The sequence below is a fragment of the Nostoc sp. DedSLP04 genome (assembly GCF_034530775.1).
In the GTDB taxonomy this organism is placed as follows: domain Bacteria; phylum Cyanobacteriota; class Cyanobacteriia; order Cyanobacteriales; family Nostocaceae; genus Nostoc.
Window position 1 is genome coordinate 1 of the sequence record NZ_JAVRCL010000072.1, and the last position, 23,926, is coordinate 23,926.

16 protein-coding genes and 1 pseudogene are annotated in these 23,926 nt (G+C 41.7%); 8 read left to right on the forward strand and 9 right to left on the reverse strand.

Annotated features, from left to right (window positions below; genetic code table 11):
- Nucleotides 1–624 precede the first annotated feature (624 nt).
- Entirely contained in the window at nucleotides 625–1,983 is a 1,359-nt protein-coding gene (locus tag RMX89_RS29435) for a sensor histidine kinase (RefSeq protein ID WP_322691421.1), read from the reverse strand.
- A 283-nt stretch (nucleotides 1,984–2,266) separates the two neighbouring features.
- Here RMX89_RS29435 and RMX89_RS29440 point away from each other — a divergent pair, with 283 nt between their 5' ends.
- Nucleotides 2,267–3,016: a Uma2 family endonuclease gene (locus RMX89_RS29440; protein ID WP_322691422.1), complete on the forward strand. Its 750-nt coding sequence runs from the start codon at nucleotides 2,267–2,269 to the stop codon at nucleotides 3,014–3,016.
- Nucleotides 3,017–3,168: 152 nt separating this feature from the next.
- On the forward strand, nucleotides 3,169–4,338 hold the full coding sequence (locus tag RMX89_RS29445; protein WP_322691423.1) for an S-layer homology domain-containing protein: 1,170 nt from the start codon (nucleotides 3,169–3,171) through the stop codon (nucleotides 4,336–4,338).
- A gap of 206 nt (nucleotides 4,339–4,544) precedes the next feature.
- Here RMX89_RS29445 and RMX89_RS29450 read toward each other — a convergent pair whose 3' ends face one another.
- Nucleotides 4,545–4,982 carry a CAAD domain-containing protein gene (locus tag RMX89_RS29450; protein WP_322675214.1) on the reverse strand — a complete coding sequence of 146 codons (438 nt, stop codon included), beginning with the start codon at nucleotides 4,980–4,982 and terminating at the stop codon, nucleotides 4,545–4,547.
- A 1,099-nt stretch (nucleotides 4,983–6,081) separates the two neighbouring features.
- Here RMX89_RS29450 and RMX89_RS29455 point away from each other — a divergent pair.
- Nucleotides 6,082–7,755 (forward strand): sensor histidine kinase, encoded by a 1,674-nt coding sequence (locus tag RMX89_RS29455; protein ID WP_322675213.1) that lies wholly within the window; start codon nucleotides 6,082–6,084, stop codon nucleotides 7,753–7,755.
- Nucleotides 7,756–7,902: 147 nt separating this feature from the next.
- Here the strand turns inward: RMX89_RS29455 and RMX89_RS29460 are convergent, their stop codons facing one another.
- The 3 genes from RMX89_RS29460 to RMX89_RS29470 are packed head-to-tail and all read right to left on the reverse strand — an operon-like array spanning nucleotide 7,903 to nucleotide 9,917.
- Entirely contained in the window at nucleotides 7,903–8,604 is a 702-nt protein-coding gene (locus RMX89_RS29460; RefSeq protein WP_322691434.1) for a carbonic anhydrase, read from the reverse strand.
- A 28-nt stretch (nucleotides 8,605–8,632) separates the two neighbouring features.
- Nucleotides 8,633–8,944, reverse strand: coding sequence for a P-II family nitrogen regulator (locus RMX89_RS29465; protein ID WP_289799207.1), 312 nt, complete (start codon nucleotides 8,942–8,944; stop codon nucleotides 8,633–8,635).
- Between the two features lie 4 nt (nucleotides 8,945–8,948).
- On the reverse strand, nucleotides 8,949–9,917 hold the full coding sequence (locus tag RMX89_RS29470; RefSeq protein WP_322675212.1) for a sodium-dependent bicarbonate transport family permease: 969 nt from the start codon (nucleotides 9,915–9,917) through the stop codon (nucleotides 8,949–8,951).
- 812 nt (nucleotides 9,918–10,729) lie between these two features.
- Between RMX89_RS29470 and pcrA the strand changes: the two genes are divergently transcribed.
- Nucleotides 10,730–13,054: a DNA helicase PcrA gene (gene pcrA / locus RMX89_RS29475; RefSeq protein ID WP_322691424.1), complete on the forward strand. Its 2,325-nt coding sequence runs from the start codon at nucleotides 10,730–10,732 to the stop codon at nucleotides 13,052–13,054.
- Nucleotides 13,055–13,618: 564 nt separating this feature from the next.
- Here the strand turns inward: pcrA and RMX89_RS29480 are convergent.
- Nucleotides 13,619–13,912 carry an antibiotic biosynthesis monooxygenase gene (locus tag RMX89_RS29480; protein WP_322691425.1) on the reverse strand — a complete coding sequence of 98 codons (294 nt, stop codon included), beginning with the start codon at nucleotides 13,910–13,912 and terminating at the stop codon, nucleotides 13,619–13,621.
- Between the two features lie 654 nt (nucleotides 13,913–14,566).
- On the opposite strand from RMX89_RS29480, the gene RMX89_RS29485 reads away from it, so the two are divergent.
- Complete coding sequence (locus RMX89_RS29485) at nucleotides 14,567–17,104, forward strand: calcium-binding protein (RefSeq protein WP_322675210.1); 2,538 nt, start codon at nucleotides 14,567–14,569, stop codon at nucleotides 17,102–17,104.
- A 330-nt stretch (nucleotides 17,105–17,434) separates the two neighbouring features.
- On the opposite strand, the gene RMX89_RS29490 is transcribed toward RMX89_RS29485, so the two are convergent.
- Together RMX89_RS29490 and RMX89_RS29495 are read right to left on the reverse strand one after the other, a co-directional pair.
- Entirely contained in the window at nucleotides 17,435–17,968 is a 534-nt protein-coding gene (locus RMX89_RS29490; protein ID WP_322675209.1) for a GAF domain-containing protein, read from the reverse strand.
- A 4-nt stretch (nucleotides 17,969–17,972) separates the two neighbouring features.
- Nucleotides 17,973–18,890, reverse strand: coding sequence for a metallophosphoesterase family protein (locus RMX89_RS29495; protein ID WP_322675208.1), 918 nt, complete (start codon nucleotides 18,888–18,890; stop codon nucleotides 17,973–17,975).
- Nucleotides 18,891–19,025: 135 nt separating this feature from the next.
- On the opposite strand from RMX89_RS29495, the gene RMX89_RS29500 reads away from it, so the two are divergent.
- Nucleotides 19,026–19,907 (forward strand): hypothetical protein, encoded by an 882-nt coding sequence (locus RMX89_RS29500; protein ID WP_322691426.1) that lies wholly within the window; start codon nucleotides 19,026–19,028, stop codon nucleotides 19,905–19,907.
- A 71-nt stretch (nucleotides 19,908–19,978) separates the two neighbouring features.
- Nucleotides 19,979–20,809: an ATP-grasp domain-containing protein gene (locus RMX89_RS29505; protein WP_322691427.1), complete on the forward strand. Its 831-nt coding sequence runs from the start codon at nucleotides 19,979–19,981 to the stop codon at nucleotides 20,807–20,809.
- A gap of 94 nt (nucleotides 20,810–20,903) precedes the next feature.
- On the opposite strand, the gene RMX89_RS29510 is transcribed toward RMX89_RS29505, so the two are convergent.
- Nucleotides 20,904–22,937 (reverse strand): GAF domain-containing sensor histidine kinase, encoded by a 2,034-nt coding sequence (locus tag RMX89_RS29510; protein ID WP_322691428.1) that lies wholly within the window; start codon nucleotides 22,935–22,937, stop codon nucleotides 20,904–20,906.
- Between the two features lie 94 nt (nucleotides 22,938–23,031).
- Between RMX89_RS29510 and RMX89_RS29515 the strand changes: the two are divergent.
- Nucleotides 23,032–23,926 (forward strand): annotated as a pseudogene (locus tag RMX89_RS29515) (hypothetical protein); the annotation flags it as partial.

Below are 23,926 nucleotides of genomic sequence, written 5' to 3' on the forward strand. Positions count from 1 at the left end.
AATCGCTGAAATTCCTTTGCCGTATACATTTACCATTTTCGGATAAGTCTAATAGACAAACAAGGAGCTTAGAACCTATAGCGCTTCTCGGTTGAGTCTAATACAGACCTAACCCCCAGCCCCTTCCCTACTAGGGAAGGCAGGGTGGTTTCATACAAGCAGAGAAAAACTAAAACTGGGTTTCAAAGCCTCTCCCCCCGTGGAGGAGAGGAATGGAAGTGAGGGAAAAAGCCATGCCACTTTCACGAGAAATCAAGACTTATATATTTTTCTTTTTTCGTATGAAACCACCCTGCTTCCCTACTAGGGAAGGGCAGTAAGATTCAAAGTCTCTCTCCTGTTAGGCTACGGTGTACACACAAGTCCAATTACCCCCCTTAATCCCCCCTTTCCAAGGGGGGAAACCGGAAATCTAGTTCCCTCCCCTTTGCAAGGGGAGGGTTAGGGTGGGGTAAAAACTTGGTTAATCAGCTATTTCAGACTTGTGTGTATACCGTAGCCTTTTAGGAGAGAGGTTTGGAGAAAGATCAAAGTGTATTGCTTCCATTCGATAACCGCTATATTTATAAAATAAAATATTTATAAAAATGTTCACATTTAGGTTATTTTCCTAATAGCATATTGCTACACCAAAGGTAACAATATTTCAAATTTTGTACCTATACCAATTTGTGAATGGAAATTTAATTTTCCGCCATGTCTCACAGTGATAATTCGATAACTTACTGCTAAACCAGTATTTTTACCATTCTTTGTTTCCAGAGAAAAAGACTCCATAATTTGCTGTTGTAATTCTTCAGACATTCCAGAGCCATTATCAGCAATGCGAATTAAAACCCAGCGAGAATCTGGTGCATCTGGGTTGCTTGCTTCTTGTGATATAACTTCTGTGGTAATCTCAATTCGGGGTTTTTGAACAGTCTTTGTCTCTTCTAAATGTAACTGCTGTCGCACTCCTTCATTGAGTAAAGTATCCACAACTTCACTTAAAATATTCATCAAAACCTGGTTTAATTGCCCCATAAAGCAATAGACTGGAGGTAATTGACCGTAGTATTTGACGATTTCAATTTCTCCTTGAAGACGGCTATTAATTAATAAAATGATGCTATCTATACAGGCGTGTAAATCTACTGGTTTGGGAAAAAGCTCATCAATGTGACAGAAGTTCTGCAAGCTAGTAACGAGTTTTTTTAATCTTTCCGCTCCTGTGCGAATACTAGCGAGCGAGCGCGACAAATCTTGTTCTAAAAAATTAAATTCAATTTCTTCTTTAATCTGATTAATTGCCTGAGAAGCTGATGGTAACTCTCGGTCGTAAGCTGCTATGAGTTTGAGTAAATCTTGACTGTAGTTTGAAACATAAATTATGTTCCCCCAAATAAAACCTACTGGGTCTAAAATTTCGTGGGCTACGCCGTCTACTAAACGCCCCAAGTTTGCCATTTTATCATTTTGAATCATTTGGGCTTGACTGCGTTCATAACGAATCAGATTGTCGATTCCCCGAATTTGCCAAGAAATAATATTCAATTCTTGGACATCTAACAATCTATAAGCGCCAGATTCCGTTTCTACGACAATTGGTTCTGCTAATAATTCTGGCGATCGCTTTAAGCTAAGTTGCATTGTTGTTAAAATCGATGTTGTATCAGTAACCAGCAACATCGGTGTCCGCACATAGCTGTAGAGAACAGCTAATGGTTGCTGAACAAATAACTCTTGTCCGAATGGACGAATCAAAAATTCTAGTAGTCGCCGCCGCGAAATCATCCCAATAAACTGTCCCTGTTCTACCAAAATTACTCCTGGTAACAAGGGGTATTTGTCCAAAAAACTAGCCACTTCCATCCCGGTGTGGCTGATTTCCACCGAGAAGTTATACATTGGTAGTTCTTGGAGAGTTGAATCTAAACCAAGATCGCGATCGCTACCCTCAGACAAAAATGGCGGTGAGATTTGGCAACTAAATTCTTCTGGCACTAGACACCCTGATTTTTTCAAAGACAGGTAAAGAATAAGTTAATATTTTACATTCTGCCACCCTCAAAATCCGATTTTAGTTTAGGTATCTAATAAAACTAGTGGTCTGTCAAGCTGAAAATCTTTCTCAGGCAACTGGAAGTAATTGGCGGGCAATTTATAATCTGGGAGAATATTGAGAAAGCGATGTCTACGACGGTCACTGAGCGCAGCCGAAGTGCGGGCTACGCCTACGCAAGCTAAACTTAAAAATAACCTTTACCAAAAGTGCAAAGGTAGCGTTATGACTTCTGTAACCGATCCACCCAATGCTCTGGCTCCTTTCCCCTTCCCCGATCATACCCAGCTTCCTGAGTCCAATGGTACGTTCGTGAAAAATTGGCAAGAACATCCCCAAAGCCTTCTACTAACTGACTCAATTACACCGATTCTCAAGCAATTAAATCCTGAAGGTGAATACTGTATAGGGCAGGACTTAGGCATTTACTGGCGCTTGACCGATCCCCTTGAAAAAGGCGCGGAAGCACCAGATTGGTTTTATGTCCCGAATGTACCGTTTTTGCTCAATGGGCAAACCCGACGTTCTTATGTGATGTGGCGAGAGTTTATTGCCCCGTTGATTGTCTTAGAATTTGTCTCTGGGGACGGTAGTGAAGAACGAGATAAAACTCCTTTGAAGGGTAAATTTTGGATTTATGAGCAGGTGATTCGTCCTGCCTTCTACGGCATTTATGAAGCGAGTAAAGCCAGCCTAGAAGTTTATCATCTGATTGAAGGACAGTATCAGATTTTACCAGCAAATGAACGAGGACATTATCCTATAGTTGCTTTGGGTGTTGAATTAGGTTTATGGCAGGGAAAATATCAGAATGTGGAATTACCCTGGTTGCGTTGGTGGGATTTACAAGGGAATTTGTTGTTGAGTGGCGATGAAAGAGCCGAACAAGAATCCCAAAGAGCAGAACAAGAATCCCAAAGAGCCGATCGCCTAGCTGCCCAATTGCGATCGCTTGGCATTGAACCAGAAATCTAATACCGTACTACAAATTACGAATTACGAATTACGTTAGCGCAGCGTTAGCGACGCAGGAGCGTCATTACGAATTAAAAAAGGGCTGGTGTAAAAGAGTCATCTGTGGCTTAATTTGTTTAGACACAAATTTTACTGCTACCAGGGTAATCACGATGACAAATAGACCTCCTTCCGAACCGGAGTCATCCCCAAAAACTGCCCTTGGCTTTGATGAATTTATAGCCATTTTGGTTGCCTTCACCACTATCGGAGCGATTCTTTTTTGGTCATTGTCCCGCAGAGATTCTAGCTGGAACTTAAACGGACTGCTGTTGCCTTCCTCTACTCCATCTCCTAGCGTTCAACCAAATCAAGTATTGCCCTCTCCTACTGCCAAGGTAGAACCTTATACAGTCCCCAACAACGTTTTGCCCTATTCTTCACCTGAAGCTGTTGTTGAACCCAAGACACCTTCATTCCCAACTAACAGCGCAACTCCTTACCGCGCAATGTTACCATCTATTCTGGTAATTCCAACTCAATCCCCACAACCACAAACACCTATATCTCCTGCAACAGAACTTGAGTCATCACTCAAATCATCAGCGTTGCCTTTAGTAACTCCGGCAAAACCAAAATCAATCATTCCGCCGCCAATTGCATTTAACGATGTGCCTAATGACTTTTGGGGTAGGCGTTTTATAGACGTTCTTTCTGCCCGTGGGATTCTCAAAGGATTTCCTGATTATTCTTTTAGACCAAATCAGCCTGTAAACCGCGCTGAATTTGCTGCCATACTAGAAAAAGCTTTTGACCAAGAACCATCTAAGACTGCGATCGCATTTCAAGATGTACCAACAAAATTCTGGGCAACTTCAGCAATTGACCAAGCCATCAGTGCGGGTTTTCTTAAGGGCTACCCGAAAAAAACCTTCAAACCACAACAAAATATTTCACGAGTGCAAGTTTTAGTTGCCCTTGTCAGTGGGTTGAATTTGAAAGCACCCACTTCCCCAAATCAGATTATCAGTTTCTATAAAGATGCTAAAGATATTCCATCTTATGCTGCCGGTAAAATCGCTGCCGCTACAACCAATGGTCTGGTAGTTAACTACCCAAATCCCCAAGTCCTCGATCCCAACAAAGTAGCTAGTCGGGCGGAAGTGGCGGCGATGATTCATCAAGCTTTAGTCAAACGGGGCAAACTGGCGGCAATTACATCTCCGAATATAGTGCGTAGGGATAGCCCAACCCAGGCATCGCCCAAAATATCTCCAGAACTTCCACAGACTCCAAAACCAAACCCAAAGGGTAAATTGCCCACCGCAGGTTCGCCTCAATAATAATTACTAATTAGTAATTCGTAATTAAACCAAGGTTTGAGAAAGCGACCTTTACAGGTCGTAGTGTTAATAAACTTTGTAAGAAACTTCGAGAGAAGTCTGAACGCTGAAAATCGGCGTTCAGACTTCAGTCATTTGGAATTAAGTGTACTTCTACACAGGAGTATACTACGCGTAGCGTCTCATAGAGAAGCGATAATTAGATATTAAGCTTCTGGAATTTGTTTGCCGACAACTTGTGATTTAAGAGTGGTGATTTCACTCGTTAACTCTTTCCTGGTTGAGGCTTTGAGTAAATAACGGTAAACAAACCAGGCAGAGTAACCAATACCGATCAGCTCAAAAGTAGGTGCTACCAAAGGGATATCATTCAAAGCATCTAATATTGCCAAGAGTACTTTAACGGCAACAATCGATCCTACAATCAAACCAACTGTTACCAGGGGTTGCTTATATTGATTAAAGAAGCTTCCCAGATAATCTGGTAATGTTGCTAAAAAGGTAGAAATTTGCTCCCCGTATTTTACCCATTCGTCTTGAGGCTGTGCCGGAGGCTGGAGTTTGGTGATGGTTCCCGTTTGGCTGTTGATCTCTGCCACTGTAGTCTCTTTAGATTGGGTTTCGGTAAATTCTTGTTCTGGCATTTTCACTCCTATTAATTTGACAGTTGAGTTTTTCTAATCTGGATAATTACAACCAAAGGGTTGATGATTAGGTAATGTACTTGGGAATCAGTACAATTTGGTGAAAGGCACAAAAAGTTTTAGTGTCCTATAACCATAGTTGCCCCATACTATCTACTGCATCAACTACAAGATAGACAGTCAGTAGGAGGATAGAACTCAGAAAGCAGCAGGATGTATTATAATCAACTTCCTGAGTTCTATTTTTGGAATCAACCGGAATCCTCAGGTTGTGATTATCCCATTCCGTGTCATTTGCTCATAATCGTACTAAATCTAAGTACAGATTATCCAAAAATCACTCTACTTCTCATTTATATAAGCCTAGAAGCCGATTTTATCCGATATTAAAGCTATCTTAAGCCGCGTTCGTCAATTCACGCATTCGTATTGATATTAATACGTAATAAAAATTTTTGCCCGTCCATATGGACTAGACTTTTAACCTGTTTTATGATAAGTGTGCCTGAATATGGGAGCAGGGGAGTAAGGGAGCAGGGGAGCAGAGGGAGAATAACTCATAACTCAGCACTCATAACTCATTACTCATTACTCAGCACTCCTAATGCCCCTTTGCACCTCTGCTTCTTCCCATCCCCAATTTCCAATAAGTATCAAACCTTTTGTTTTTTTTCCTGATTGTATTAATTTTATAAGGAAGCAGTAAGGTAGAGTAGTGGCTTAGGCGATCGCAATAACTCATTGCTTGCTATCAACCGCATATTGTGGAAAGTAGTGTAGTCAGGAGAAGACGCTCTCAGGTGGGTCTTTGGTGGAGGAAACTATATCTTCGATCCTAAAAAAAGTAAGTTATTTTTATAGTAATTATACTTAGATAAACAGTTGGAAAATTTACTTATATAATTTAAGGTGGTACTAATTATCTAGCAAGCAATGATTTGCTCTTGCGATAAAAGAAGATAATGTAGATGTTAATGACTAATTAAGATATTTTGACAATCTAAACTAATTTGATTATTTTTGCAGGAAGGCAAGGAGGTTTGAGAAATGCTTTCCTCAAAAGCCAACCCCTATATACAGCAGTTCAAAAAGCAAAAAAGTGTCAGCCGAAGAGCCATCGACAGACGAACTCCCAACTATAGAATTTCCTTCACGAGGGAAACTCAAAGCTAGTTCTTGGCGTATCCATCAAAAAATTGGTTATGGGTACTTTGTAGCTATTGGAATTGGCTTTTTTGGCTCACTGACTGGGTTAGTGATTGCTAATTACTACCGAGGAAGGGAAGTTAGACAATTCAATCAAGCTTATGAACAAGGACAACTACTGAGTAATTATAAAGATGCCGTAGTAGGAGCGCAATTACATAGTTATAACCTAGTTGCTGTATTAGAAAATTCACAACAACTGCAAAGCAAAAAAGCTGATTTTCTGAAGAATGTTGAAAAAGCCAAGCAACTAGAGTCAAAAATTGGCGGATTTCTCGATACTAAACCTAAAAGACTAGCAGCAACAAGTTCGACTTTACAGACCTTATTGCTGGATTATAAGACTAATTTAAAAGCCTACGTTGACCAAATCGAGGTTGTCTTACAGAAAATTGACTCCCCAAAAGTGCAGCCTCAGAAGATTTCTTCGGCCCGATCGCAGTTATTAACAATAATGCGTGGTGAAACAGCCATGCAGTTAGACCAGCTTTCTCAAAGCTTGACTAACATCCTGCAAACTGCCCAAGAACAAGAGCAAGAAAGGCAAAAAGCCGTTGAGCAGGCGAGAATAGTTGAGCGATTCATCGTGATCGTGAGTATGCTGGTTTCGGTAGCGATCGCAGCTATTGTAGCTTGGCGTACCAGTCGAGCGATCGCTGAACCAGTGATCACTGTAACCCAAGTAGCTGAACAAGTTGCCAGGAAACATAATTTTGATTTGCGAGCGCCTGTTACCACTGAAGATGAAATTGGCCTACTCGCCAAATCTCTAAATCGTCTGATTGAGCGCGTATCTGAGCGAACAAAAGAACTACAACAAGCTAAAGAATTAGCCGAAGCTGCTAGCAAAGCAAAAAGCATATTTTTGGCCAATGTCAGCCACGAATTACGCACACCATTAAATGCTGTCATTGGCTTAAGCCAACTACTAGAAGACGACGCTACGGATCTTGGTTTATCGCCAGACTTTATCACCGACTTAGAAACAATTAATGCTGCTGGTAAGCATCTACTGCACTTGATTAACGAAATCCTCGACTTGTCAAAAATCGAAGCAGGGAAAATGACCCTGTATCCTGAGACATTCGAGATTGCAACGCTAATTCATAACGTTGTTCTCACAGTCAAGCCAGCTATAGAAAAAAATGCCAATGTTTTAGAAGTGGATTTTGATGAGCAACTTGGCACCATGTATGCCGATCAAACCAGGATGCGGCAGGTGTTATTAAACTTACTAAGTAACGCTAGTAAGTTCACTACAAACGGTAAGATAATGCTGACAGTCAAAAGAGAAAAAGATGAAGTCCGGCTGGATGCTCCTTTAGGCAGCATTATTTTCACCGTTACCGACACAGGTATCGGTATGTCTAACCGTCAACAGCAGCAGTTATTTCAACCTTTTACACAAGGTGATACTTCAACTACCAAAAAGTATGGAGGTACGGGATTGGGGTTGGCAATTAGCCGCCACTTTTGCCAGATGATGGGTGGTGAAATTATTGTCAAAAGTCAGCCAGGAATTGGCTCTACTTTCACTATTCGTCTGCCAATGACTGTGCAGGATTGAATGGGGCATTGGGCATTAGGAGTGCTGAGTTAGGAGTTAGGAGTTAAGAGTTAGGAGTTAGGAGTTTTGTTTATCTCCTTGTCCCCTTGTCCCCTCATCTCCCTCATCTCCCCGCTCCCCTGCTCCCCTGCTCCCTCATCCAGTGAATTAAGTAATGATACTCACCCTCCCTGTATCCAAGTCGTAACGTCCTCCGACAATTTTTAATTTGCCTGACTCCACCTGCTCAGTTAAAAGCTTTGAGCGCTTCAATCGTTCAATTTGATATTGCACATTTGCCACCACAGCGTTTTCAACTGCATCACCAGACTGACTTTTGACTTTTTCTACTGCTGGCTTAATTGCCTTCACAAAAGTACTAATATCACCGAGTAACGATTCGTTTTGGACAGCTGCGGTTACTGCGCCACAACGCTCATGGCCCATCACCATCAGCAGTGGAGAATTTAATAAGACAACTGCATATTCAATACTGCCGATCGCTTCATGTGTGGCAATATTGCCGGCAATCCGAACATCAAAAATGTCCCCAATGCCTTGATCGAAAACAATTTCTGCGGGTACTCGTGAATCCGCACAACTAAGAATAGTTGCAAATGGATGTTGAGCTTGAGCAACTTCGTGCAACCGCAGCTCAGATTGATCGGGGTATTGGGGATGATGAGCGACAAAGCGCTGATTTCCGTCAATCAGCTTTTGCAATGCTGCATCGGGACTGAGAGATTCAGAGGAAGTTGAGGGGATTTCGGCAGCTTTAGCCTGTTCTACCCGCCAGAGTAAATCGCTGGCAGTTAGCATCATCCCAAAGGCCCCGGTCATTCCTAACTTCAAAAAGTCACGACGTTCCATGAAATGTTTCATTGAATTTATAACTCTCTTACAGAGACGCGATACATCTGACAGAGCGAATTTCCATCACATCGGAAACGTAACAAGTACCTCCGAATTTATTCAGGAGTGGTCTGATATTTTCGACAACACGCTTGAGTTCTTCTGGCATACAAAACGCGAGAATGTAAACATTATCAAGCATGGTCATGTCTAAATCTTCTGTTGTTCCTCGTAATCCTTTACCAACAACATTTCTAATGACGGCATGGTTATGTACACCTGACTTGTCTAAATTATCTAAAATTTTGGCAAGCTCAAAGGAGTTGGCGATAATTTCTATCTTTTTAACTACGTGCATATTATTACCTCCAGAATAGGTTAATTCCGTAGAGATATAGCGGAATTCCCACAATAATATTGAACGGAAATGTGACTGCTAGAGCGGTAGAAACATATAGGCTGGGATTTGCTTCGGGAACAGTCATCCGCATCGCCGCAGGCACAGCAATGTAAGAAGCGCTGGCACACAATACAGCGAATAGCAGCGAATTTCCCTGAGGCATACCGATGAATTTGGCGATCGCTAACCCAATGGCTGCATTGAGTATTGGAATTAGTATGGCAAATAAAATCAGGAAAACTCCGGTTTTTTGCAAGTCTTTAATTCTTCTGGCAGCCACCAGTCCCATATCCAATAAAAAGAAGGTGAGAATGCCATAAAACAACCCTTGAGCAAAGGGTTCTAATACGTGCCAACCACGTTCTCCTGTCAAGACACCGATTAAGAGGCTACCGACTAGGAGAAAAACTGAACTATTAAGAAATGCTTCTTGCAAAACTTCCGACCAAGCAAACTCTCGCTTTTCATCGGCGGTGAATATACTCACCAAGATCAGACCAACAATGATTGCCGGAGATTCCATCAGGGCAAGAGCTGCTACCATGTAACCATCATAATGAATACCAAGCTCTGTGAGAAAAGCGCCGGCAGTGATGAAAGTGACGGCACTGATAGAACCGTAGGTTGCTGCGATCGCCGCAGCATCGTAAGTATCCAGTTTCACCTTTAGGATAAAAAAGGTGTAAATTGGAACAAGGCAAGCCATCATCATTGCTGCCACGAGTGTTAGAATTACTTCCTGATTCAGTCCACTTTTGATTAGTTCTACCCCTCCCTTAAAACCAATTGCAAACAGCAAATACAACGAAAGGAGTTTGGGTACTGGTGGGGGAATTTCCAAATCAGACTTGACAAAAACAGCAGTCATGCCTAAAAAGAAAAACAAGATTGGCGGATTCAAAATGTTGGATACAATTAAGCTAAAATCCATATCCACCCCTCTTTATACTGGTAAAACTTGCAATTAAAGAAATTTTTCATCTTTAAAAATTTAACGGTTCAATGATGATGTATCGTGTATTGTTACCTAATGTCAATTGGGTACTCAAAGAGTGAATAGTCTTATTGGTGACTATACTTTCAGTTAGGTATTACAGCGTTTTTCAAGCAAATAAACCACGGTCTAGGAAACATTGTCATGTCCCCAGAAAAACGTATTGGGGCAATTTATTAATTTAATTGCCCCTACTGTTGACAACAGAACAAGTTAGAGCTTGCTCATCATATTTTGATGTTTGATTCCCCGTCGCTGATTTTACGACAGAACGCGCAGGAATAATTGGTCGCTAACTTATCCACGTAGAAAAGTTAACGTATTGTAGGGACAATTCATAAATTGCTACGACACAAACGTTGTCAAAATCCCAGTATTTTTTGATTTACAACAGTTTTGTAAATCCTGCTTGCTCAAAATGCCGATCGGATGTAAAAGCTTGAGTAATCCCCTCCTGTATCATCACTGCAAAGCTAACACAGTCAGTTAGCCCCCAATCTTTATAGCCCCGCCCCTTGTGGGCGGAACAAATCTAAAATCGTCTTTTCTTCAATCCCCAAGCCCCGACCGTAGTCAAGCGGGGTTAATCCAAAATTGTAAATCTAAAATCCAAAATCGATTGACCAAGTTTCGTTAGGATGTTGTAATCTGGGCAATAGCGACTTTCTATTGATGTGACCCCAGGCGTAGGCGTAGCCCGCACTTCGGCTGCGCTCAGTGACCGTCGGAGACATCGCTTTTTCACATCTATGACAACAACCATCGACTTTCTCAGTCACCTTAACCCCAGCCAACGTCAAGCTGTCGAACACTACTGCGGCCCATTGCTAGTTGTTGCTGGCGCAGGTTCCGGTAAAACACGAGCGCTGACTTATCGCATTGCAAATCTAATTCTGAAACACCGTGTCGATCCAGAAAATATCCTGGCGGTTACTTTTACGAATAAAGCCGCGCGGGAGATGAAAGAACGGATTCAACGGCTGTTTGCCGAACAACTGGCGATGAAACAACACGGTCAGCGATTGGATTTGTTGACAGAATACCAACAAACACTACTGAGATCGCAAGTTTACAAAAACACGATCAAAGACTTATGGTGTGGCACTTTCCACAGTCTATTTTCTCGCATTCTCCGCTTTGATATTGAAAAATATGTAGACGAAAAAGGACGCAAGTGGAATCGCAATTTCTCTATCTTTGATGAATCAGATGTTATCAGTCTGATCAAAGAAATCGTTAATAAAGAGCTAAATTTAGACGATAAGAAGTTTGATGCCCGCTCTGTCCGCTACGCTATTAGTAACGCTAAAAACCAAGGTTTATCACCCCAAGAATTTGAACGAGATCAACCCAATTATCGCGGACGAGTAATAGCCCAAGTTTACAATTTATATCAAGATAAGTTAGCACAAAACAACGCTCTTGATTTTGACGATCTTATTCTTGTACCTACGAGATTATTTCAACAAAATGAGCAGGTATTAGGTTACTGGCATCGCAAGTTTCGTCATATCCTCGTAGATGAATATCAGGATACTAACCGTACTCAGTATCAACTGATTAATTTATTGGTTACTAATGGCGAAACCAAAAAGAGCGAATGGGAATGGGAAAATCGCTCAGTTTTTGTTGTCGGTGATGCAGACCAATCAATTTACAGCTTTCGGATGGCAGATTTCACCATCTTGCTAGGATTTCAGGAAGACTTTGGCGATGGTTTGGTAGATGATGACACCCGGACGATGGTTAAGCTAGAAGAAAACTATCGTTCTTGTGAAAACATTTTACAAGCGGCTAATGAACTGATTGAAAATAACACCCAACGGATTGATAAAGTTCTGAAGGCGACGCGGGGAACGGGTGAACAGATTACTTGTCACAAAGCCGATGAAGAACTTGCAGAAGCAGCATTTGTAATTAATCAAATTAGCACTTTAAAAAACCAAAATCCAGAGTTAGACTGGGGTAGTTTTGCCATACTTTATCGGACAAATGCCCAATCTCGCCCCTTTGAAGAATTGTTGGTGAAATATCAAATTCCTTACACAGTTGTAGGAGGAATGAGATTTTACGATCGCAAAGAAATTAAAGATGTAGTAGCTTATTTAAGAGCGATCGCTAACCCAGCTGATACAGTCAGTTTATTACGAGTCATCAATACTCCCCGGCGGGGAATTGGCAAAACCACTATTGACGCTTTGGTAAACGCATCTGGGCAACTAGGGACAACTTTGTGGGAAATACTCAGCGATGAAACATCAGTTAATACATTAGCTGGACGGGCGACAAAAGCTGTAAATAACTTTGCCGAAATGATTAGCCGTTGGCAAGGACAAGTCGCTACACTTCCGGTAACTGAGGTTTTGCAAGGAATATTAGAAGACTCTGGTTACGTTCAAGACTTGATGAATCAAGGCACAGATGAAGCCACAGATCGGGTACAAAACGTTCAGGAACTTTACAACGCTGCGCTGCAATTTCAAGAAGAAAACGAAGAAATTTCCTTGCGAGACTTTCTCAACAGTGCTGCCCTCAGTTCCGATTTAGATAACTTAAAAGAAGGGCAAACAGCCGTTTCTTTAATGACTTTACACGCTTCCAAAGGTTTGGAATTTCCTGTAGTGTTTCTGGTGGGATTAGAACAAGGACTATTTCCTGGCTTTCGTTCGCTAAGTGACCCCGCATCTTTGGAAGAAGAACGCCGCCTGTGTTATGTAGGGATTACTCGCGCCCAAGAAAGGTTATATTTATCACACGCGCGGGAACGTCGTTTGTATGGTTCTCGCGAACCTGCTGTGCGATCGCAATTTCTCGACGAATTGCCAGAAGAATTACTAACTACTCAACGCCTGAGTCGCCAAAGTTATACCAAAAGTGCCTCTACTCCGAATGGAAAGCAAGACACGAAGCAGAATTGGCAAGTAGGCGATCGAGTATTACACAAAACTTTTGGTCTTGGTGAAATCACCCATGTTTTCGGAACGGGTAATAAGATGTCTGTAGCAATTAAATTTTCTGGCTTAGGACAAAAAATTGTTGACCCCAGAGTAGCACAGCTGCAACGAGTAGAGTAATACCAATTTGAAAAAAGAATGCGACAAATAGACCATTTGTAGAGACGCGATTCATGAGCCAGCGCGTTGCGGGGGTTCCCACGGCAGTCGCTCATGGGGGGAACCCCCAAGACCGCGCTGCCTCCCCGTTGTAGCGACTGGCGTCGCGTCTTTACCCAAGGATGTGTTGCAATCATTAATTGAATTGGTATAAGGGGTATATAAACGACCAGATAGACTATATTTTGATGGTGCGTTGCTACAGAACAAGCATTTATAGCTCCAGAACATGCTGGACTAACTAAAACTTGTTTATTTGTAACTCCAGAACGTGCTGGACTAACTAAAACTTGTTCATTAATAAGTCAAATAGAAGTTTTTTCAACTAAAACTTCTATTTGACTTATCATTTTTGAACTTCTTATAATTAATCATTAAGTTGATTAAATCCAACTTTAGTTTTACTTATCTAAAAACGAGTTATTTGTAACTAAAACACCAACATTTATAAGTTGAGTTTAAGTTGTATTAACTCCAGCTTCTTCTGAACTTATCAAAGGATGAGTTTTTATAACTTATTGTTTTTCATATTTCAATTCCTTCAAAGTGTTCAACAGTGGGAAATGGCTCATAAAAATGATGCAGAAGTTTTTTCCACTCTTGATACTCAGCAGAACTTCTAAATCCAACAGTATGAGATTCTAAAGTTTCCCATCTGACAAGTAATAAGTATTTCCCGTTGACTTCTATACATTTATGCAATTCATGGGATAAATATCCGTCCATTGAGGAAATAATTTTAGAAGCTTTTTTGAAAGTAGTTTCAAAATCAAATTCTAGACCAGGTTTTACATGAAGAATAACTGCCTCAAGAATCATAAAATTTCTATGTTAAGTAATATTTCGCCAACGCTATTGCTATCTCGGCTCAATGCCGTTTTTTTTTGACAAAAGGATTTTCCTGTAACTCTTTCATAGTAAAGTTTTTAAGCTTTGCTGTGCGGTGAAATATGTCTTCTCAATATTTTATCCCAATTAGGTTTTACCAAAAACTCTAGCCTTAACCTAGTCTTAACTCGTATTTGAACTACGTTGTGTTATATACTATTTCAATGTAGTGCAAAGTAGTGCAAAAACTAGCACAAACTTTAAACTGTAACAATTGAAATCTTATTTCAAGAAACAGATTCTCAAGACAATTGGCTTAGTTAGGTTGATTTTTTTTAAATTGGCTTAATTTTTAATGAAGAATTTGAGATATACAGGCTTTTGTTTTACTTTAAATACAAAAGATGAAAGTAACCGCTCAATAAATCGGGGCGAACTACCAGTTCAGGAACGAGTTTACGCCATTTGAGCCTTGTCACTGAGCGATTTACCCCGGATTATTAAGCGGTTACGAAACCAGTCTAAGTAGATGTTGCATTTCTTTGAACTACCTATCTAGGGTTTTCCCCGCTGGCAGGGTTACTCATAGATGACACCTCTGCCAGCGAATATCTCTGAATCAAACTTATAACCGAGGGGATTAATATGGCAGACATTATTGGAGATAACAGCAATAACACTCTAATTGGCACGTTTGAGAATGACGCTATCCTTGGTCAGGGCGGTGATGATAACCTCTTTGGTCGGGGGGGCAATGATGACCTCTTGGGTGGGGCTGGCAATGACTCGCTTAATGGCGAGGACGGCAATGACCTTCTCAATGGTGAGGACGGCGAGAACACCCTACTTGGTGGGTTGGGCGATGATGTCCTCCTTGGTGGATCTAGCAATGACCTTCTCGATGGTGAGGATGGGGACGATCAACTCCTTGGCAAAGGCGGTGACGACACCCTGCTTGGTGGGTTCGGTAATGATGCTTTCCTTGCTGGATCTGGCAATGACCTTATCGAAGGCGGGGACGGAAATGACCGACTCGCTGGAGAAGACGGTAAAGACCAACTCTTTGGTGGGGAAGGGGTTGACACGCTCAATGGCGGGGCTGGCGATGACCAGATTGATGGCGAGAATGGCGATGACAACTTGATTGGTCAGGCTGGCGATGACACCCTCCTTGGCGGGGCTGGCCATGACCGACTAGAAGGAGGGGACGGGGATGACAAAATCTTTGGTGGGACTGGCAATGATACTGCTGACTATTCAAATAGCACTGCCGGTGTCACCGTCAACCTGGCGACTGGAACCGCCAATGGAGGGGCTGGGAATGATGTCCTGTTTAATATCGAACAAGTCTTTGGTTCTGGTTTCAAAGACTTTCTAATTGGCGGGCGCGGTAATGATTCCCTCTTTGGTAGAGGTGGCAATGACCTGCTTGATGGTGGAGTTGGCAATGACCTGCTTGATGGCGAAGAAGGCGACGATACTGTCCGTGGTGGGGCTGGCGATGACACCTTGCGTGGTGGGACTGGCAATAACCAACTCTTGGGTGGAATTGGTGTTGATACTGTTGATTATTTCAGTGCCACTTCCGGAGTCACGATTAACCTTGCCACTGGAACCGCTACAGGGCAGGGCAGGAGTGATGTCCTGTTGGAGATTGAAAGAGTCGTTGGTTCTAGGTTCAATGACACCATCCTTGGCGGAGCTGCCAATGACTTCTTCATCAGTGGTGGGGACGGGAATGACTTTGTCAATGGTGAGGCTGGTAATGACCGCCTCTTTGGCGATAACGGCAATGACACTCTCCTTGGCGGGGCTAACGACGACTTTATCAATGGCGGGTACGGCAATGACTCCCTGCTTGGCGGTAGCGGCATTGACATCCTGCTTGGTGGGGCTGGCAATGACTTTCTCAATGGTGAGGACGGGAATGACAACCTCATTAGTAGAGAAGGCAATGATACCCTGCTAGGCGGCAACGGCAATGACGCCTTGCTTGGTGGGGATGGCGATGACCAACTCCAAGGTGGAGGCGGGGATGACCAACTCTTTGGTGGGACTGGCATTAATACTGCTGACTATTCAAATGCCACTGCTGGAGTCACCGTTGACCTTAGCGCTGGAACTGCCAGTGGGGGAGATGGGAATGATGTCCTGTTCAATATCGAGCAAGTCTTTGGTTCTAGTTTTAGCGACTCCCTGATTGGAGCAGGCAGCAGTGATACCCTTTTTGGCAGAGGCGGCAATGACACCTTGCTTGGTGGAGATAGCGATGACTTTCTTGATGGTCAGGAAGGTAATGACCTCGTCTTGGGCGAGGATGGGAATGACAGCCTGTTTGGCGGGGCTGGCAATGACCAAGTCGAAGGAGGAGAAGGCAATGACACCCTCGGTGGCGGCGTCGGCAATGACATTCTCCTTGGGGGGCCTGGAAATGATGTCTTCATAGGCGTTGATACTAATGGTTCTGATTCTCCTGGATTAGGGGAGGTTGATACCCTAACTGGAGGGCCTGGGGAAGATAAGTTCTTACTTGGAGATGCTACTAATGTCTTCTATGACGATAACAACAGTGGAAGTAGTGGTTTAGCAGACTACGCTACCATCAGTGGCTTCAACTCCAACGAAGATGCAATCCAGCTCAAAGGAACAGTGGGAGACTATCGCTTGCAGACTGTGGGAGCCGATACAAGGGTATTTTTGGACAACTCAGGAGAGCTAGATGAACTCATTGGTGTTGTGCAAGCATCGCCTTTGAAGCTTGATAGTGACGACTTCCTGTTCTACGAGAAAGAAGATGCTGGACAAGGGACAAATAACACACTAGCTACTGCTGAGAAGCTAGGTACTTTAACATTAGGTTCAGAAGTTAATACCTCTGCTCAACTGGCAACGCTTCCAGGGAACAAGCCTGATTTCGACTTTTTCACATTTTCTTTAGCCAACCCAGGAACTGTGACTATCAACACGCCAAATTATAACAATAACTATCCAGTTCTCGGCCTATTTAATAGTGCCGGTAACTTACAGAGTTCCAGTAGTTCTCAATCAATCACCGCTTCACTAGGGGCAGGTACTTACTCCATTTCAGTAAGTGATTATGATTACTTCCCTCAAAATGGCGGGACTTTCAGTTCTGGCTATTTTAATGCTGGTTCCTATACGCTAGGAGTCACTGTAGCCTAAAGACAAATCGTACTAAGAAAAGCGGAAACAGTTGCCAATTAAGAAGTTTGCAGTTGTTTCCGTAATTCTTGTCGAGGTTTTGTCATGAAGGGGTAGGCTTTGGGGCGGCGTTTTTGAACTCACTCGTGGTTCCCTGCGTGCAGGACGGTCAGTAACGACTTTGTGAACGATAATTTTGATTGTTCTGCTCATTCATAAACCTGCCTTGAAAATAAGGCAGGGCTGTTTCATTCGATCTCTTGGAGATTTTGTCAAGAGTATGAATCATAAATTTGCATGAGTGGGAAAAACAAAAACTACCACTTCAATCGAGAAATTTAAGTGCTAACACTAATCAAAAGCAGACTTTACATAAGAAACTGCAATAGGCGTAATTTTTTCGACAAGATTATTAATCACTACTCGTTCATATTCAGTCCAAATTCTGGGATGACCAAAAATACATGGTTGTAAAATTCCCCAGAGTTGCCCATCCTGGCAGATATGGGCATGAATAAGGGCACGATGTCCAAAATACTTCTGTTCAAATTCCCGATTTAAAACCTGAGAATCAGCTGTTTCTACATCTTCTACAAAGATTGAAGGTTTAGCACGTAGCGCAGCAGCAAACATCGGATCTTCATCTGTTACAGATGGGGGTTGTGTTGCCCATTCTTCATTATAAACAGTAGGTACATCTGGAGTACGAATCCAACAAAAGGCAACTCTACCAAGGTCATTTTGTGGATTGTGCAGATATAGAAAACATCTATCAGACTGTAAAAAATCGCCTATAACTGGTAACAGTGCAGAAAATATAGCATCTGGTGTTTGAGATGATTCAACAATATTTTTGAGTGCAGAAGGAAGTTCTTGCTGAGTCATATAACTAAGCTGATTTTAATTGAATAATCCCTTTATCAAAAACGCGATTATTAGTAGCGATCGCACTTATTTCTATTCTATCTTTATACACTTCATAAGAAGCAAAACTTAAGTCACTGGTAGAATATCCTGTCCACTCAGAACGCCCTACAGGACGATTACCAGCACCCGCACCACAAATTAAATAAGTTGTCCCATCAATAGCACGAGTGCGTTCATAATTATGCTCGTGACCATTGATGTAAAGTTGAACGCCGTATTTTTTAAATAGGGGAGTAAAAGTTTTAATAAAATCTGGATTATTCCCATACTGACCCGATGAATAAATCGGATGATGACCAAACACTACTTTCCAAGGAGCATTACTAAGACTTAATTCTTTTTCTAACCAACTTAGCTGATTTTTCCAATCAGCATTCCCGTTAGTATCTAAAGCGAAAAATTGTACTTGATTACGTTTAAATGTATAGTAACGTCCCTTCATATTAAAGCCAGCATACTTGACTTGTGGATCGCCATTTTCAGTACGAATATCGTGATTACCTAAACAAGCCTGAAATTTCACACCAAGCTTTAGTAAACCTTGATAGGGACGTTCAAAAACTGCATTAATTTTCTCAATCTCGCCGTTATTGTAAATGTTGTCTCCAGCTAAAACGACTAAATCATAAGGATTTTTCTGATGATACGCATTCATCGCTCTAGCCACAGCATACTGTCCTTTAGCGCCAGTCCCCGTATCTGCAACAGACACAAAACGTAATAACAAGTCTTTTTTGGCTGGGTTAGCGGCTATAGCTGTTGTTGAGTCGCTAATATCAGCACTTTGATGATTTTGATGAGTAAACATCCAGGCTAAAAATCCTGTACCAATGGCGCTGAAGCTACTTAAAAATAAAAATTGACGGCGTTTCAGGTTCATAACTCACCAAATTTAATAAATAGTCAGTTTAGCTGAAGCAATGTGCAATGTAGTGATACATTAAGGCAAAAGAAGGCAGCACCAGTAATAATGTACGTTGTTTGTCTTTGATTCGCTGCTTTTGGTGAAAGTTCCATGTCACAAGACAATCAGTCAAAACCGACGGATAAGCAAGTAACTCAACCTCCCCAAAAACCTTACCAGAGAGTTCAGCCATTTTGGAAGGCTAAAATTATCCAACTTCTCCAAGGGACGATTGGGGTTTTAGAAGTAACTGTGGAAAAACTGGAGACACCACCCCCACCTGGTACTGAGGAAAAACCTGGTTTTTTTCAGCAGCTTCAGTTGCGGTGGGGTGGATTGTTAAGGACAATCCGCTTGTTTTTACCATCAAATTTGTCAACAAAGTTATCAGATACAGCTTTGACAGGAATTGTGACTGGAATTGCTGTAATTCTCATTTGGACAACTACGACTATCTTTACTGGGAAACCTACGGAAATAGCAACTGTTCCCCCAGTTGAAGAGGTTCCGATACCAACACCAACGATAACTACTCCACCGGAATCAGTCGCACCAGAACCACAGCCACCAGAAGAAATTACGCCACCGCCAGAAGCACAAATTACCCCACCAACACCAGAACCAGAACCAATTCCTACGCCAACGCCAATCCCAACACCAACACCGACACCCATCATAGAATTGACACCTGAACAAGCTTTGATTGCGGCTATTGAAAATCAGGTAGCTGAAATTAGCGATCGCGTTGCCTCTGGTCTGATAAAGTCAATTCAAGCCAACTTCCGTACAAGTAACTTGACTGTCAAAATTAGTAACGATTGGTACACTCTCAATGAATCTCAGCAAGACAAACTAGCTGCGGAAATATTACAACGCTCTCAAGAACTTGATTTTACCCATTTAGAAATTCTCGACTCCCAAAATCAGCTAATAGCTCGTAACCCAGTTGTTGGGACTGAGATAGTAATTTTTAAACGGCAAACAGCAAGTTAAAATAATTCGTAATTCGTAATTCGTAATTCGTAATTCGTAATTCGTAATTTTGAGTTGAACTTTAAGTATTTATGTTAGACAACGTTTCGCTATTGCTGAAAGCTTGTGAAAATTTAAATATCAGCTATGAAATTCTTCATCCTTCGGAAAATTTAGTCAAAATAAAATTGAATAGTAAACAGCATTATTTTTGTAACTATAGTACTCCCTTACTTAATCAAGCAGTAGCACACCTGCTCAAAGACAAAGAATATACTTATCATGTTTTAAATAAAAAAGTTAAACTTCCTCGGACACTGGGTTTTCTTTCCCCTTTCTGTGACATCAAATATAAGATTTACTTAAAATTTCCAACTATTCAAGATATCGTATTAGAAATAAAAGAAAACTTTGAAACACCAGTAATTATTAAAAGAAACTCTGGTGCAAGCGGACATAATGTCTTTTTGTCTAAGAATCTAGATGAAATTGAAACTGCTTTAAAAGAAATTTTTACTATTAATCATAAATATGATTACGTCGCTCTTGCTCAAGAATTTATTCAGATTAAATCTGAATATAGAGCGATTTTCTTAAATAAAGAGTTAGTTTTGCTCTATGAAAAAGATATAACTGATGCGAAATTTATCGGTAATCTCAGTCCTCTACACTGGGATGGTGCGAAAGCCAAGTATATTAACGATCCACAAATACTATCAGAGATTGCTAATTTTGCTCAACCAGTTTTTGAAGAATTAGACCTTGATTATGGTGGTTTTGATATCGTATTAGATCGAGATAATCAATATTGGTTAATTGAAATCAACTCTCACCCCAATTTTGGCATTTTTATTAGAGACAATGGAGAGGAGCATGTGTTGAAAATTTTTGAAAAAATGCTTGTTAGCCTAACCTCAAATTGAAGAAATAAATCATCACAAAGACGCGATAAATCGCCGTCTCTACAAAGACTGATTATTGTAAAGACGGCGATTCATCGCGTCTCTTGCTTAACTCTTAACTCCCCACTCTCATTGCCTGAGTTGGTATCCATACAGTAAAAATTGAGCCGATACTTACAGTTGATTCTACTTCAATTCGACCTCGATGGAGTTCCACGAGTTGTTTAGTTAAAGCTAGTCCAAGTCCCGTACCTTCGTAGCGGCGGCGATAGGGCGTATCGAGTTGCTGAAATTTCTCAAACAGTAATGGTAATTGTTCTTCGGGAATGCCGATTCCGGTGTCTTCCACTTGAAAAATAGCAGTATTATCTTCCACCCAAAGACGTAAGGTAACGCTGCCACTTTTAGGGGTGAATTTAATCGCGTTAGTTAACAGATTCCAAAGAATTTGTTCTACTCGTTTGGCATCGCCGATAAAGCGATCGCACCTGGGATCGATTTGCAAATCAAGTATGAGATTAATTTGCTCGCTCGCTGCTTTTTTTTGCAGCGACTTCAGAGCATTTTCGGCAACATTTACTAAAGAAAATTCCGAAATATTTAAAGCTGTTTTACCAGCCTCGATTTGCGATAAATCGAGGATGTCATTAATCATTGCTAATAAATGTTCTCCACTGTCGTGGATGGTTTGCAGATAACCCCGTTGTCGTTGGCTCAATTCACCCAAAGGCCAGCGTAATAACGTTGAAGACATCCCAATCACATAAGTTAAAGGCGTGAGCAATTCATGACTGATAGTAGCGAGAAACTCACTTCTAATTCGGCTAGCAGCTTCGGCGGCGAGGAGAGCATCACGCAGGGCCATTGTCCGCTCAATAACTCGTTGTTCGAGATTTTGTTTTTCTTGGGTGAGAGTTTGCATTAACTCAGCTTGGTGAATAGCGATCGCTAATTGTTCTGCGATCGCAACCAGCAAGCTTTTTTCGCTATCATTCCATTGGTATGGGCGATCGCACTGATGAGCAATCAGCAATCCCCACAGTTTGTCCTCAAACATTATCGGTGCAGCCAACTTAGCCTTAACTTGGCATTCCCTTAAAAAATTCAACAAACATTCTTCTAGAGCATAAGTTTTTTCGACATCATCCACAGCCAAGGTAAAACCTTGCTGATACTTCTCCCAACACTGAGAGGTTCGGATAAAGCAATTTTTTTCCGTGTAATTCAACACCGATGTAATAGCATTTGTAGCACGAGCTTCATAGACAATATAACCTCCATACTTTTGGCAGTCTCCTAGTAGAGGTTGATTATTTGTTGATATAAAAGGCGAGTATCGATCGTTGTTTTCGTGTATAGAAAAATAGATTTCGGTAGATTCCCTAACCGATAGTTCCATGTCTGTTGTCAGTGCCGTTTCATTGAAGGGAATAGTATCAGACTGGTATGGTTGAGTATTTACTTGAGAAGCTGCAAATTTATAAATTACTAATCTGTCTAATTCCAAAAACTCACGCACCTGTGTAATCGCCGTTGCCATAATGACCGGCAAATCTAGGCTTTTGCGGATCTGCGTTGTTACCTGGTTTAACAACCGCTCTTGGGAAATTTGTTTTTTTAAAGCATCTTCCACTGGCTGACAGATATAAACTGCTGGCCCAATTGGGCTTGGAGATGCTATTATTTCTTGGTTTGGCTGAGTTAGGAGATATTCTAATAACAACAGCGTGAATTGACTTTGGAGTGTGGCGTCATTGGGTTTAATAATTTGCTGATAGCGTTCGAGATTTTGGTGAGTATAAGAATCGCACTCAAACAAGTCTTTCAATTCGTAGACAAAAGAAGCGATCGCCTCCAAATTAAACGTCAACTGAGCATTGATTTCTGAGTAAATTCCTTGCCCCTCTATTTCCCTGCTTCCTTGCTCAAATGTTCCTACCAAAAGGGCGCTAAACTGCTCAGAAACCACTAATGTAAACCTTTGCCTTTGCCACTCCACAGGTATGTAAATCCGCGCCAACGTAGCTTCTGTCAGTATCAAAACGGCACTTCCCACCGTTTGAGCCATTTGTTCTAACAACTCCCCAAGCTGATTAAATACAACAATAGGCAAGGTTCGAGAAAAGCTCAAATCAGGAGAACTAAGCATTTTCAATCATTTTGGTAAGAGAGGGCACAATCCAGGGAAAAAAGTTTGTTTTGATTATGTACTAACCAATAACTTAAAACGGTAACACAGGATTATGCATCGTATAAGTAGCACATCAGGTGGATGGAATCAGTCAGAAGGTATAACTTTTTTAGAACAAACTCCCGCGCCTTTCGTCTTGATTACGGCTGCTGATACTGACATTCAAACCTTGGCAGCTGCGGTGACAAAATTACCTGCAAGCTTTCCTGCATTAAGAGTCGCCAACCTGTTGCAGTTGCAGCAACAATTAAGCATAGATACTTATGGCGAGCAAGTTTTGGAACTTGCCCAAGTAATTATTTTGCGCCTATTAGGAGGACGTTCTTACTGGGGTTATGGCTTAGAAGTAGTGCAAGAAATTGTGCAACGTAATGGTAGAACCCTCATTGTAATGCCAGGGGATGACGCTTTCGATCCCGATTTAATTTCCCAGTCTACCGTGCCTTTGGGTATTGTTAACCAGGTATGGCAGTATTTTAGCGAAGGCGGCGTGGAAAATTTCGTTAATGCTCTGCAATTTATCTCCGATAGTTGCTTATTAACTGCATATAATCCCCCATCACCTCAACCGATTCCGCGCGTGGGATTGTATGAGTGGGGAGTGGAGGGGCTGGGGAGCAGGGGAGCTGGGGAGCAGGGGAGCAGGGGAGAGTTAGAACTTCGTTCATCCACCTTTGAACTGGATAAATCCACCTCAGATACTCGTTCATCCACCTTTGAACCGGATGAATCCACCTCAGAACTCCGTTCATCCACCTTTGAACTGGATGAATCCACCTCAGAACTCCGTTCATCCACCTCTGAACTGGATGAATCCACCTCAGAACTCCGTTCATCCACCTCAGAACTCCGTTCATCCACCTTTGAACCGGATGAATCCACCTCAGAACTCCGTTCATCCACCTCTGAACTGGATGAATCCACCTCAGAACTTCGTTCATCCACCT